The sequence below is a fragment of the Neisseria sp. Dent CA1/247 genome, from assembly GCF_022870825.1.
In the GTDB taxonomy this organism is placed as follows: domain Bacteria; phylum Pseudomonadota; class Gammaproteobacteria; order Burkholderiales; family Neisseriaceae; genus Neisseria; species Neisseria zoodegmatis.
Genome location: NZ_CP091522.1, coordinates 2,394,829 through 2,407,937 on the forward strand (window position 1 = coordinate 2,394,829; position 13,109 = coordinate 2,407,937).

At 51.4% G+C, this 13,109-nt stretch carries 10 protein-coding genes; 3 read left to right on the top strand and 7 right to left on the bottom strand.

Annotated elements, in window-relative coordinates:
• Positions 1 to 298: 298 nt before the first annotated feature.
• Genes LVJ85_RS11755 through LVJ85_RS11770 form a run of 4 tightly spaced genes read right to left on the bottom strand, consistent with a single transcriptional unit; the run spans position 299 to position 3,796 of the window.
• Positions 299 to 1,126, bottom strand: coding sequence for a metal ABC transporter permease (locus LVJ85_RS11755; RefSeq protein WP_107687707.1), 828 nt, complete (start codon positions 1,124 to 1,126; stop codon positions 299 to 301).
• Positions 1,119 to 1,982 carry a metal ABC transporter permease gene (locus LVJ85_RS11760; protein ID WP_244739962.1) on the bottom strand — a complete coding sequence of 288 codons (864 nt, stop codon included), beginning with the start codon at positions 1,980 to 1,982 and terminating at the stop codon, positions 1,119 to 1,121. The genes LVJ85_RS11755 and LVJ85_RS11760 overlap by 8 nt, the downstream gene beginning before the upstream one ends.
• A 3-nt stretch (positions 1,983 to 1,985) precedes the next feature.
• On the bottom strand, positions 1,986 to 2,915 hold the full coding sequence (locus LVJ85_RS11765; protein ID WP_304653901.1) for an ATP-binding cassette domain-containing protein: 930 nt from the start codon (positions 2,913 to 2,915) through the stop codon (positions 1,986 to 1,988).
• Complete coding sequence (locus tag LVJ85_RS11770) at positions 2,915 to 3,796, bottom strand: metal ABC transporter substrate-binding protein (protein WP_244739964.1); 882 nt, start codon at positions 3,794 to 3,796, stop codon at positions 2,915 to 2,917. The genes LVJ85_RS11765 and LVJ85_RS11770 overlap by 1 nt, the downstream gene beginning before the upstream one ends.
• Before the next feature lie 261 nt (positions 3,797 to 4,057).
• Here LVJ85_RS11770 and LVJ85_RS11775 point away from each other — a divergent pair, with 261 nt between their 5' ends.
• The 3 genes from LVJ85_RS11775 to istB all read left to right on the top strand — a co-directional run bounded on the left by LVJ85_RS11775 (position 4,058) and on the right by istB (position 8,859).
• Positions 4,058 to 5,350 carry a valine--pyruvate transaminase gene (locus LVJ85_RS11775; protein ID WP_244739966.1) on the top strand — a complete coding sequence of 431 codons (1,293 nt, stop codon included), beginning with the start codon at positions 4,058 to 4,060 and terminating at the stop codon, positions 5,348 to 5,350.
• A gap of 1,261 nt (positions 5,351 to 6,611) precedes the next feature.
• Positions 6,612 to 8,144, top strand: a complete 1,533-nt coding sequence (gene istA, locus LVJ85_RS11780) for an IS21 family transposase (protein ID WP_182073206.1) — start codon at positions 6,612 to 6,614, stop codon at positions 8,142 to 8,144.
• The gene (gene istB / locus LVJ85_RS11785; RefSeq protein ID WP_370686940.1) at positions 8,131 to 8,859 is read left to right on the top strand and encodes an IS21-like element helper ATPase IstB; all 729 of its coding nucleotides are present in this window, start codon (positions 8,131 to 8,133) and stop codon (positions 8,857 to 8,859) included. The genes istA and istB overlap by 14 nt, the downstream gene beginning before the upstream one ends.
• Positions 8,860 to 9,712: 853 nt before the next feature.
• Here istB and LVJ85_RS11790 read toward each other — a convergent pair.
• The 3 genes from LVJ85_RS11790 to LVJ85_RS11805 form a co-directional block, all read right to left on the bottom strand.
• Positions 9,713 to 10,174 (bottom strand): pilin, encoded by a 462-nt coding sequence (locus LVJ85_RS11790; RefSeq protein ID WP_304653902.1) that lies wholly within the window; start codon positions 10,172 to 10,174, stop codon positions 9,713 to 9,715.
• A 201-nt stretch (positions 10,175 to 10,375) separates the two neighbouring features.
• On the bottom strand, positions 10,376 to 10,870 hold the full coding sequence (locus LVJ85_RS11800; RefSeq protein ID WP_244739967.1) for a pilin: 495 nt from the start codon (positions 10,868 to 10,870) through the stop codon (positions 10,376 to 10,378).
• A gap of 761 nt (positions 10,871 to 11,631) precedes the next feature.
• Positions 11,632 to 12,903 carry an O-acetylhomoserine aminocarboxypropyltransferase/cysteine synthase family protein gene (locus tag LVJ85_RS11805; protein ID WP_244739968.1) on the bottom strand — a complete coding sequence of 424 codons (1,272 nt, stop codon included), beginning with the start codon at positions 12,901 to 12,903 and terminating at the stop codon, positions 11,632 to 11,634.
• Positions 12,904 to 13,109: the final 206 nt, after the last annotated feature.

Genomic DNA, 13,109 nt, shown 5'->3' on the forward strand with positions numbered 1-13,109 from the left:
GCGAAGAGGCCGTCTGAAAAATTTCTAACAGATTTTTCAGACGGCCTCTGTTTCTGTATTCAAAAGTATTTCAATTCCGTGCCGGTTGGCAAATGCAGATGATGCACCCGCCCTGTTCCAAACCGAACCGTTTCACACTACCTCAAGCAAACCCCAACCGTAGGGCGGGCATCCCTGCCCGCCTCTCTCCCAAACAATGCCCAACGGCGGGCAAGGATGCCCGCCATACCTGTGAAGAGGCCGTCTGAAAAGCATTTTTCAGACGGCCTCTTCCCATTCACTTCATTCTGCTAAACAGCTATAAACTCTCCCGCAATTTGGAATACCCCAACGCACACAAAAACAGCGCCGCCTGCAACAAAATAATCACCGGCCCTGTGGCGGCATCCAAATGGTAGCTCAGTATCGTGCCGGCCAAACCGGTGACAACGGAGCACGCCACCACGATAACCATCATGCGGTCGAAACGCCGGGTCAGCAGGGAGGCGGTGATGCCGGGCGAAATCAGCATGGCGATGACCAGCACCACGCCCGCCACCTGTATCGCGCTGATGATGGTCAGCGCCAGCAGAATCAGCAACCCGTAGTGGAGAACGCGGGGCGGCAAACCGACGATGCGCGCTTGTACGGGGTCGAAGCAATACAGCATCAAATCCCTCTTTTTCAACATTACCACCGCAAAAACAAGGGTGCAGATAATCAGCGTGCGGATCAGCTCTTCATAGCTCACGCCGAGAATGTTGCCGAACAAAATATGCGTAAGATGTTGATCGGTTTCCACTTTGGTAAACAAAACCAAACCGAAAGCAAACATGCCTGAAAACACGATGCCCATCACCGTGTCTTCTTTCAGACGGCTGTTGTTTTTCAGATAGCCCACACCCACGGCGCAGGCCAGCCCGGAAACGAATGCACCCACCACCAGCGGAATGCCGGTAACGAAGGCAACGATGATGCCGGGCAGCACGGCATGGGAAATGGCATCGCCCATCAGCGACCAGCCTTTCAGCACCAGATAGCAGGACAAAATGCCGCACACCACCGACACGATCAGCGCGGTAAACAGGGCATATTGCATAAAAGGCAGGGACAGCGGTTCGACAAACCAATTGATGATGTCAGACATGTTCCGCTTCTCCTTGCACTGCGACGGTTTGTTTCTGTTTCAGCAATCCGTATTTGGGTGCGAAGATAAAGGCCAGCAGGAAACAGGCCGTCTGAAAACACACAATGATGCCGCCGGTGGCTCCGTCGAGAAAATAACTGGCATACGCACCGATGCCGCCGGTAAAAAAGCCCAATGCCACGGCAATCGACACCAGCTTGCTGAATTTGTCGGTGAGCAGATAAGCGGTGGCACCCGGGGTAATCACCATAGCGATCACCAGCACCGCACCCACGGTTTGCAGCGCCGCCACCACGCAGGCGCTGAGCAGGGTGAAAAACAGGATTTTATAGCGCAGCGGCGACAAGCCCACGGCAACGGCCTGTGTTTCGTCGAAAAACACCAGCAGCAGGTTTTTCCAAAACAGCAATAAAAAAGCCAAGCACACCGCCATGATGATGCCGACTTGAACCACGTCTTCATCCGCAATGCCCAAAATATTGCCCAACACGATTTCCTGCACGTTGACGGCGGTGGGGTTGATGGAAACGATAAACAGGCCGAGTGCGAAAAACGTGGTGAAAATAAAGCCGATAATGGCATCTTCCTTCAATTTGCTCACCGCTTTGATCCACAAAATCGCCAACGCCGCCAAGATGCCCGAAATGAAAGCACCCACCGAATAAGGCAGCGAAAGCGAATAGGTGATGGCCACGCCGGGCACCACCGAATGCGACAAGGCATCGCCGATTAACGACCAGCCTTTGAGCATCAGATAAGCCGACAAAAACGCACATATCCCGCCCACGGCGGCGCTGATGACCACGGCTTTGACCATATACTCGTAAGCGAGCGGCTCCAGTAACACATCCAGCATGGTTCAGCCCTCTTTGCCGTTTTCCGTCGGCGTTTGCCCGGCTTCTTCGTCGCGGCTGCCGGCATATTTCGCCGCCGACGCGGGCGGGTCGATTTTGGTTTTGCCGTAGAACACGGCCGGGCGTTCGTCGTCGGTTAATACCGTTACGGCGCGTTTGTCTTCATCTTCATGCAAATCGCTGCCGGCAAGTTGGAAATGGCGCAACACGCCGCCGAAAGCATCTTCGAGATTGCGTTGGTTGAACGTCGATTCGGTCGCGCCCGCCGCCAGCACGGTGCGGTTGATCATTACCACGCGGTCGCAAAAGTCGGGCACAACGCCCAGATTGTGTGTGGAAACCAAAATCAGACGGCCTTCCGCGCGCAACTGACCGAGAAGATCCATAATCATGTTTTCGGTTTTCACGTCCACGCCTGTAAACGGCTCGTCCAGCAGAATCACCTTGCTGTCTTGCGCCAATGCGCGGGCGAGAAAAACGCGTTTTTTCTGGCCGCCGGAAAGTTCGCCGATTTGCCGTTCGGCAAGATGGGCGATGTCGACGCGCTCCATGGCCGTCTGAACCTGCTGCTTATCCGTTTTACTCGGAATGCGCAGCATATTCATGTAGCCGTAGCGCCCCTGCATCACCACATCGTAAACCGAAACGGGAAACTGCCAATCCACTTCTTCACTCTGCGGCACATAAGACACGAGATTGCTTTGCAGCGCCTTGGTGATGGGCAGCCCGCACAAGCGGATATCGCCTTTGCGCGGCTTGAGCAAACCCATCAGGCTTTTGAACAAAGTGGATTTGCCGCTGCCGTTCACGCCCACCAGCGCACAGGTCATGCCGCCTTGCAAATCCAGCGAAAAATCATAAATGGCCGTGTGGCCGTTGTTGTAGCGCACGGTAACGTCGTTAACGTGAATCGAAGCAGCGTTGGAAAGCATCATTATTTTCCGAATCCTTTAACAATCGTCGATACCGTCGTATTCAGCAGGTCGGTATAAGTCGGCACCGGGCCGTTTTTGGCGGAAAGCGAATCCACATACAATACGCCGCCGTATTTGGCACCGGTTTCTTTCGCCACCTGTTTCATCGGCTTGGGCGAAATGGTGCTTTCGCTGAACACCACCGGAATTTTGTTTTGGCGCACTACGTCGATCACTTTGCGCACCTGCTGCGGCGTGCCTTGTTGTTCGGCATTAATCGGCCACAGGTAAACTTCTTTGAAGCCGTAGTCTTTCGCCAGATAGCTGAACGCACCTTCGCTGCTTACCAAGAACCGCTGGTTTTGCGGCACCTGCATCAGCTTGGCGCGCAAAGGCTTGTCGAGCTGTTTGATTTTACTGCTGTATGCCGCCGCATTTTTGGCGTACACTGCCGCATTTTTCGGGTCGTATTTCGCCAAAGCGTTTTTGATGTTTTCGATATAAACCAAAGCATTGCTGGTTGACATCCAAGCATGGGGATTGGGCATACCTTTGTACGGCCCTTCGTGAATCGACATCGGCGTGATGCCTTTGGTCACCACCACTGCAGGTTTGTTTTTCACATTTTGGAAAAAGCGTTCGAACCACCGCTCCAGATTCATGCCGTTCCACAGCACCAAATCGGCCGACTGCGCTTTGGCAATATCCTGCGGCGTGGGCTGATAATCGTGAATTTCCGCCCCCGGCTTGGTAATCGACTCCACCGTCGCCGCATCGCCCGCCACGTTTTGCGCGATGTCCTGAATCACGGTAAAAGTGGTCACCACTTTCAATTTCGCATAAGCGGGTGAGGCTGCCAAAACGGTTAACAACAAACATGTTGCAGTAGCTAAACGGCGCATGATGATTCTCCTGATGATAGCTATAAATAGAATAATGAAGCGGCAGATGGATAAAACGTATCTGCCGGTTGGCTTATACTATCAATAATGAGAACTATTTTCAATAATGGTATAAAATCTACGGATAACCGTTCGAAGAACAGCCGCCAAACCATGCAACCGCAAGCAGCACAAACAAACTGCCAAACCGTTATTCCCCATACAGAAAACGGCAGACAGGGTTATAATCTTTTCACTTCGATATAAAAAAGGAACCCTGCCATGCAATTCTCCGCTTTCGGCCAAAAATTCACCCGCAACAGCGGCATCCTGCAATTGATGGACGATTTGGGCAAAGCGCTCAACAGCGACAAGCCCGTCAACATGCTCGGCGGCGGCAACCCTGCGCGTATCGGCGAAATCAACCGCGTTTACAAGCAAGTGCTGCAAGAATTGGTCGATAACGAAGCCGCCGTAGAAAGCATCGGCAACTACTCCACCCCGCAGGGCGATGCGGCGTTTATCGACACGCTGGTCGAGTTTTTCAACCGCGAATACGGCTGGGGCATCACCGCCGACAACATCGTCTTAACCAACGGCTCGCAAAACGCCTTTTTCTATCTCTTCAACCTCTTCGGCGGACGCTTCGACGAAAACGGCAGCACCGACAAATCCATCCTGCTGCCGCTCGCGCCCGAATACGTCGGCTATGCCGATGCGCATGTAGAAGGCAAACATTTCATCTCCGTTGCACCGCATATCGAAGAAGTCGAGTACGAAGGCGAAAGCGGCTTCTACAAATACCGCGTCGACTTTGAAGCACTGGAAAACCTGCCCGAACTGAAAGCCGGCAAAATCGGTGCCATCTGCTGCTCGCGCCCCACCAACCCCACCGGCAACGTCCTCACCGACGACGAAATGGCGCGCCTCGACAAGCTGGCTCAAGCCCACGGCATTCCGCTGATTATCGACAACGCCTACGGCATGCCCTTCCCCAACATCATTTACAGCAAAGCCACGCTGACTTGGCACGACAACATCATTCTCTGCTTCAGTCTCTCCAAAATCGGCCTGCCCGGCGTGCGCACCGGCATCATCGTCGCCAGCCCCGAAGTCGTGAAAGCCGTTACCGCCTTGAACGCAATTGTGAACCTTGCGCCTACCCGCTTCGGTGCCGCCGTCGCCACCCCGCTGCTGCGCGACGGCCGTCTGAAAACCCTCTCCGATACCGTGGTGCAGCCGTTTTACCGCAAGCAGGCCGCCCTCGCCGTGTCGCTGCTGAAAAAAGAGCTGGCCGGCTATCCGATGAAAATCCACAAACCCGAAGGCGCGATTTTCCTGTGGCTGTGGTTTGAAGGGCTGCCTGTTTCCTCGCAAACCCTCTATGAACGCCTGAAAGCCGCCGGCACGCTGATTATTCCGAGCGAACACTTTTTCGTCGGCCTCGACATCAAAAATTACCGCCATGCCCACGAATGTATCCGCATGAGCATCGCCCAAGACGAAGAAACCCTGCGCAAAGGCATCGCCGCCATCGGCGAAACCGTGCGGGCGGTTTACGACGAAGCGCGTTGAGGTTTTGCAACGCAGCTTTAACAAATATTGAGAAGCATGAATGAGGCCGTCTGAAAACCCGTTGTAAGGTTTTCAGACGGCCTGTTGTATACGGCTTTTCTGTTCGCTATATAGAATAACCATGTAGGGCGGGCATCCTTGCCCGCCATTTCAGGTCATTTACGGGAAACAGCAAACAAAATATCTAAAAGATGAGAGGCCGTCTGAATCTGTTTGAAAACTCATCAACCAATTTTCAGACGGCCTCTCTTATTTATGTTGGAATATCCCTGCCTGTCTCTTACTTGGTTTGAATCATCAAATAAACGGCGGGCAGGGATGCCCGCCCTACGCGTGATGGATGTTTTAAGCGAAACGGTTTGTTTTAGAACGGAGTGAAACATCATCTGATTTTGCACACCGGCACATAGCCCAAATAATTTTGAATACAAGAGCAGAGGCCGTCTGAAAAAGGTTAGTAGAAGTTTTTCAGACGGCCTCTTCACAGGTAGGGCGGGCATCCCTGCCCGCCGGTTCGGGCTGCTTACAGAAACTGGAAATAAGCTATTCAAAAGACGAAAGGCCATCTGAATCTGTTTGAAAACTCATCAACCAATTTTCAGACGGCCTCTCTTTTTTGTGTTGGAATATCCCTGTCTGTCTCTTACTTGGTTTGAATCATCAAATAAACGGCGGGCAGGGATGCCCGCCCTACGCGTGATGGATGTTTTAAGCGAAACGGTTTGTTTTAGAACGGAGTGGAACATCATCTGATTTTGCACACCGGCACATAGCCCCAATAATTTTGAATGCAAAAGCAGAGGCCGTCTGAAAAAGTTTGGTAGAAGTTTTTCAGACGGCCTCTTCACAGGTAGGGCGGGCATCCCTGCCCGCCGTTGCGAGTTGTTTACAGGAAACAGCAAACAAAATATCCAAAAGATGAAAGGCCGTCTGAATCCGTTTGAAAACTCATCAACCAATTTTCAGACGGCCTCTCTTATTTGTGTTGGAATATCCCTGCCTGTCTCTTACTTGGTTTGAATCATCAAATAAACGGCGGGCAGGGATGCCCGCCCTACGCGTGATGGATGTTTTAAGCGAAACGGTTTGTTTTAGAACGGAGTGAAACATCATCTGATTTTGCACACCGGCACATAGCCCCAATAATGTTAAATATCGTGCAAAACTGAGCCAGGGAAACGGGGAGTTGTGCTCCAAAAGTGAGCCACTCTCCGTTTGTTATAAACTGCTCCGCTTTATCACACAGCGGAGCCCAACCTGGATGTTATGCATGGAAACCATCGCAAAAGTGCACCGGCTTTTTCACCGACAGAAACTCTCACAACGTGAAATCGCCAAACAACTCAAACTCTCCCGCAATACAGTCGCCAAATATCTGCAGCACGCCACAGTCGAACCCCCCGTCTACCGCAGAGAACAAACCCATTACCCCAAGCTCGGTCCTTTTCTTGACGTGTTGACCCAACAGTTGCTCCAAGAAGCCCGGCTGCCCAAACAGCAACACCTTTCTGCCCGTCGACATTTCGAACGCCTCAAAGATGCCGGTTATGCCGGACAGTACAGTGCCGTTGCCGTATTTATCCGCAAATTCCGCCAACAGCACCAACCCAAGCCGGTTCCGGTCTTTATGGCTCAGGCTTTTGCTCCGGGTGATGCTTATCAGTTTGACTGGAGTATCGAAACCGTTTGTTTGGCCGGACAGACCGTTAAGGTAAATATCGCTCATTTCCGCTTATGCCACAGCAGGGCTTTTTTCGTTTGTGCTTATCCCAATCAGAAAGCCGACATGTTGATGGATGCGCACAACCGCGCATTCGCTTTCTTCGGCGGCGTACCTGCCCGCGGTATCTACGACAATATGAAGACCGCCGTTACCCGCATCGGCAAAGGCAAGGAGAGAGAGTTTAACGCACAGTTTTTACAGATGATGACCCACTTTCTCATTGAACCGGTTGCCTGTACCCCGGCTTCCGGCTGGGAGAAAGGCCAGGTCGAGCGGCAGATACGCCACCTGCGCGAAAGATTGTTCAAGCCGACTTTGGCTTTTGATTCCTTTACCTCTCTCAACGACTACCTGCAACAGCAATGCCTGCGGCTGATGCGGCAGCACAAACATCCCGAATACAGGCAGCCGGTTAACGACATATGGGAAAGGGAGAAGCATTCGTTGGCTGCTTTCCGTCCCTATCCGGCAGAACGTTTGGAGATACTCAAAGTCAGCAACCAATCTTTGGTTACCGTCGAACGCCACCGTTACAGCGTGCCGGTCGAATGGGCGGGCAATACGGTTAGGGTTTATATCGGCGCACAGACCGTCCGCTTTTGTAGCGATACCGACTGTATTGCCGAACATCCGCGCAGCTTTGTGAAAGACGGCATCAGCTATAACCCTTGGCATTTTTTGCCCTATCTGCAAAAGAAACCCGGAGCGTTAAGAGACGGCAGGGCTTTTATCGGCTGGGTACTGCCGCCCGTCATAGAGCGTCTGAAAGCCTGTTTGCTTAAGCAGCCCAAAGGAGACCGGGTAATGGTCAAACTGCTGAACCTGATGGCCGAATACGATGCCGACTTGGCATTGACGGCAGCGGAATTGGCATTGGACGAAGGTATGCCGACTCCGGAGGCAGTCTTGAACATCATCAACCGTCTGAAAGAACCGCCTCCACCCCGTTTCCATATTAGGGACATCCCGCTTACCGTCCCGCCGTCAGTTGATTGCAGCCGTTATGACCGCTTACTGAGTCTGTCGGGCAAACAAACGGATACGATGAAGGAGAAGCATCATGCAGCATGAACGTCTGGCCGGACTGTTGAAAGAATTGAAACTCGGTGCGATGGCGGAGCAGTGGGATGAAATCGTAGTGGACGGCATCCGTCGCAAACGGGGTACGCTGGATATTCTGGAGCGGTTGTTGACTGCCGAACATATAGCCAAAACCGCAAGGAGTATCCAAAACCGGATTAGCCAGGCAAGGTTTCCGCAACACCGCAGTTTGGCCGACTTCGATTTTGAGCAGAGTTTGATACACCGTCCGGCATTGGAACTGCTTTTGGGCGGGGACTATATCAGACAGAAGCGTAATGTGGTGTTGGTAGGCGGACCGGGTACGGGCAAAACGCATATTGCCACAGCATTGGGTATCGAAGCGGCGACACAAGGATTTAGGGTACGTTTTTGGAATGTACTGGACTTGGTCAACAAATTGGAAGCAGACAAAGACGAAGGCCGTCTGAAACTGACCGAGCAGCAATGTCGGTACGATTTGTTGATTCTTGATGAGTTGGGGTATCTGCCGTTTAGTCAGAAAGGCGGTGCGCTGCTGTTTCATCTGATGAGCCAACTGCATGAAAGGACGAGTGTTGTCATGACAACCAATTTGGCCTTTAGCGAATGGGTGAAACTGTTTATGGATGAAAAGATGACGGGTGCTTTACTGGACCGCCTGACTTATTGCTGTGATATTTTTGAGACGGGCAATGATTCTTACCGGATGAAACACCGCTCATAGGGTGGCTCAATTTTAGACCACAACTGTGGCTCAGTTTTGGAATGGAATTGACACCAATAATTTTGAATGCAAAAGCAGAGGCCGTCTGAAAAAGTTTGGTAGAAGTTTTTCAGACGGCCTCTTCACAGGTAGGGCGGGCATCCCTGCCCGCCATTGCAGGTCGTTTACGGGAAACAGCAAACAAAATATCCAAAAGATGAGAGGCCGTCTGAATCCGTTTGAAAACTCATCAACCAATTTTCAGACGGCCTCTCTTATTTGTGTTGGAATATCCCTGCCTGCCTTTTACTTGGTTTGAATCATCAAGCAGTTGCGGCGGGCAAGGATGCCCGCCCTTATATCTTCCCAACCGTGTGGACAAAGCGCATTATCCATAACCCACCATGCCCGCATCCCGAATCATCACACATACCAACCTGCAAACATTCCCGATTTTCCCTGTACATTCCCTAAAATCACACACGGGCGGATATGTAATCCGCCCCTACGAAGGTGCGGTTATTTTCAAACGGCATCGCGGGTAAATCGGGTAAATACGGAATGTGCAATTTTTTCAGGCGGCATTGCCGGTGTGCATGGAATGGCAATTTTTAAAACGGTCTACCTGATTCGTAGGGGCGGATTACATATCCGCCTGCCGTTTGGCGTTACGGAAACCTTATCCATAACCCACCATGCCCGCGTCCCGAATCATCACACATACCAACCTGCAAACATTCCCGATTGCCTTCACGCATTCCCGAAAACCACACACGGGCGGATATTTAATCCGCCCCTGCGAAGGTGGTTAGAGTGAACGATTTTAGTGATTTGAAGCGTCGGTAAACGATTTTTCAGACGGCTTTGATTACCATCAATCCAAAGTCAGCATCCCATTGCTGCATGCCGATGCGATCAGGTTTTCGTTTAAATCCGACCCGCATTCCCACGTTCCCGTATTCATCGAATAACGCACGCTGATATGGCGGCCTTTGATATTGTCGTTGATGCTGTCGTCTGATTTGAATGTGAGCTTGAGCAGGCAGCGTTTATTGATATCGTCGGACGACACCTCGATTTTTTCCACATATCTGCCGTCGCGCACTTCATTGGTAAACCAAGCCGCCTGATTGTTGCATTGGGCAACACTGCCGGTGGAGACCGCCTCAACCAAAGGTGTTTTCAAAGCCTTCAGCAGCGACAACCCTTCGGCACTCTGTGCCCGCGCCGTGTAATGGCCGTACATGGGCAGAGCCAAAGCAGCCAAAATGCCGATAACGCCCACTACGGTCATCAATTCGATCAGGGTGTAGCCCTGTGCATTTTTTTTAGTCATCTGTTTCCCCTAAAGTAAATGGTTATTTCGGCAGTAATGCGTAGGTTAGGCTAGCCGTAAGGCGTAACCCAACACACAACGGCAAACTGCAACAAAGTAACAAGTTAAGTTGGGTTACGCCTTACGGCTAACCCAACCTACGCTTGCTACGCTTGCTGATGAATAAAAAGCCCGCTTTTGCGGGCCGTTATTAAGAATTAATTAGTTATGTGTAACATTATTTGCACCTTTACATGCTGCAGGTGCTACATTGTCATCTAAGTTTGTTCCGCAAGACCATGCACCAGAAGAAGGAGTAAATACCATGGAAATTTTCCTACCTGCAACTTTATCATTGACACCATCAGTTGAAGGCTTAAATTCGGCAGTTACAGTACATGCATTGTTTGCAGATTTGATTGAAACTTCTTTAACATACTTACCAGCTTTTACCGATGAACTATACCAAGAGGGCTGATTATTATTGGCAGTAGTTGGTATAGTTTTTGTAGCCGGACACGCGGTTGTCAAGCTACTGGAAGCAACTGCTTCAATCAGAGGTGTTTTCATACCGCCAATCAAATCATAACCTTCAGTCGCTTGTGCGCGGGCGGTGTAGTCACCATACATCGGCAGGGTAATCGCCGCCAAAATACCGATAATCGCTACAACGATCATCAACTCGATCAAAGTAAAACCTTTTTGCATTGCTTTCATGTTTAAAACTCCGGTTTGAAAATCAAATAAAAATAAAATGAGTAACGTGTCTGTATCGTTATATACCGTAATGTGTTTGGCACGGTGTCTTTTTTGTTTACTGCTTGTTACTGCTACGAAAAAAAGAAAGGAATGTATTTTCTGCTGCGGGCTGCTCCGCTTTGTATTTCCGATGCCGCCTTGTGCAGATGTTATGTATCAAGCAATGATTGTGCCAAATGGGATATTTTTTGAAAATTAAATTTTATCTTATTGATTTTCATCTGTTTTAATTTTATGTTTTAGTCATTTTATGATTAATTCATTATGCTTTTTAGATTTTTAACTGTAGAAAATCTGACATTTTTTGTCGTTTTTATGCCCGAATGCGGAAGGCAGAGGTTTATTATTTTGTCATGTGACGTTTTTTGTCGGGATGTAACGCGGTAGGCATGAAAACCGTTTCGCCGAACGGCCCGATGTGTATTTATCAGCGATACTGTTTGGAAATAAGCGCATCTTCGTAGAGGGCGACATATATCCGCCCGTGTGTGGTTTTCGGGAATATTATGTGGAGAAGGAAATGGGGAGTATTTGGAGGATGGTATGCGTGATGGTTTAAGGTGTAGGCGTGGCTGGTTATGGATAAGGTTTCCGTAACGCCAAGTAAGCGGGCGGATATGTAATCCGCCCTTACAGAAACGGCTCGTCTTTACAGATGTTTTAGCGAAGCTCACTACGTTCGTTTTCAGACGGCCTTTATTCATACTTCGGCAGGAGGTTTATTGGGCAGCAGCCAAAGCCTGTTCCAAGTCGGCCAGCAAATCGTCGATATGTTCGATGCCGATAGACAAGCGCACCATGTCTTCGCTCACGCCTGCTTGTGCCAATTCTTCGGCATTCAATTGGCGGTGGGTGGTGCTGGCGGGGTGGGTGGCCAAAGATTTGGCGTCGCCGATGTTGACCAAGCGGGTGAACAGTTGCAGCGCGTCGATAAACTTGCCGCCGGCTTCGATGCCGCCTTTGATGCCGAAGCTGAGCAGGCCGGAGGCTTTGCCGGCGAAGTCGCGCTCAATCAGGGCTTTGTAGGGGCTGTCGGCCAAGCCGGGGTAGTTCACCCAGCTCACTTGCGGGTGTTTTTGAAGGAACCTGGCCACTTTCAGCGCGTTGTCGCTGTGGCGTTCCATACGCAGCGCCAGTGTTTCGAGGCCTTGCAGGATTAAGAAGACGTTCATCGGGCTGATGGCGGCACCGGTGTTGCGCAGCGGTACGACACGGGCGCGGGCGATGTAGGCGGCGGGGCCGAAGTGTTCGCTGTAATTCACGCCGTGGTAAGACACGTCGGGCGTGGTCAGCACTTTGAAGCGGTCGCCTTTGGTCCAGTCGAATTTGCCGCCGTCGATAATCGCGCCGCCGATGCTGGTGCCGTGGCCGCCGATGTATTTGGTGAGGGATTCCACCACGATGTCGGCACCCAACTCAATCGGGCGGCACAAGGCAGGCGAGGCGACGGTGTTGTCCACCACTAAAGGCAGGCCTTGCGCGTGGGCGGCTTCGGCAAAGGCGCGCAGGTCAACCACGTTGATGGCGGGGTTGCCGATGCTTTCGCAGTAAACCAGCTTGGTGCGCGCATCGGTGTTGGCAGCGATTTCTTCGGGCTTGGTCGGGTCGATAAAGCGCACTTCGATGCCTTGTTTGGGCAGGGTGTGGGCAAACAGGTTGAAGGTGCCGCCGTAAAGGGTTTTGGTGGCGATAATGTTGTCGCCCGCTTCGGCAATGGTTTGGATGGCGTAGGTAATCGCCGCCATGCCGCTGGCCACGCACAATGCAGCGATACCGCCTTCAATCGCCGCCAAACGCTCTTCCAAAACGGCGGTCGTGGGGTTCATGATGCGGGTGTAGATGTTGCCGGCCACGTTGAGGTTAAACAAATCGGCGCCGTGTTGGGTGTTGTCAAACGCGTAGCTGGTGGTTTGGTAAATCGGCACGGCGGCGGCTTTGGTGGTGGGTTCGGGCTTGTAGCCGGCGTGAATGGCTTGGGTTTCGAGTTTCATATTTGCTCCGTTGTGTTGTGCGAGTGCGTAAAGTTGCTATTGTACATGATGAAGAATGGTTAAGGCCGTCTGAAAACGAGCTTGCGAGTTTCGCTAAAGCGAACGTAGTGAGCTTCGCCAAAGCGGGCTTGCGGGTTCGCTGAAACACAACGATAAGGCCGGACGTCACATCTGTCACATTCTGATTGTCACATTGGCTTGATGTT

Excerpts from the sequence above, each read along its gene's own strand:
- LVJ85_RS11770 (WP_244739964.1), bottom strand. The coding sequence starts at position 3,796 with ATGCGCCGTTTAGCTACTGCAACATGTTTGTTGTTAACCGTTTTGGCA.
- LVJ85_RS11800 (WP_244739967.1), bottom strand. The coding sequence starts at position 10,870 with ATGAAAGCAATGCAAAAAGGTTTTACTTTGATCGAGTTGATGATCGTT.
- LVJ85_RS11765 (WP_304653901.1), bottom strand. The coding sequence starts at position 2,915 with ATGATGCTTTCCAACGCTGCTTCGATTCACGTTAACGACGTTACCGTG.
- LVJ85_RS11760 (WP_244739962.1), bottom strand. The coding sequence starts at position 1,982 with ATGCTGGATGTGTTACTGGAGCCGCTCGCTTACGAGTATATGGTCAAA.
- istA (WP_182073206.1), top strand. The coding sequence starts at position 6,612 with ATGTTATGCATGGAAACCATCGCAAAAGTGCACCGGCTTTTTCACCGA.
- LVJ85_RS11790 (WP_304653902.1), bottom strand. The coding sequence starts at position 10,174 with ATGACTAAAAAAAATGCACAGGGCTACACCCTGATCGAATTGATGACC.
- LVJ85_RS11805 (WP_244739968.1), bottom strand. The coding sequence starts at position 12,903 with ATGAAACTCGAAACCCAAGCCATTCACGCCGGCTACAAGCCCGAACCC.
- LVJ85_RS11775 (WP_244739966.1), top strand. The coding sequence starts at position 4,058 with ATGCAATTCTCCGCTTTCGGCCAAAAATTCACCCGCAACAGCGGCATC.
- LVJ85_RS11755 (WP_107687707.1), bottom strand. The coding sequence starts at position 1,126 with ATGTCTGACATCATCAATTGGTTTGTCGAACCGCTGTCCCTGCCTTTT.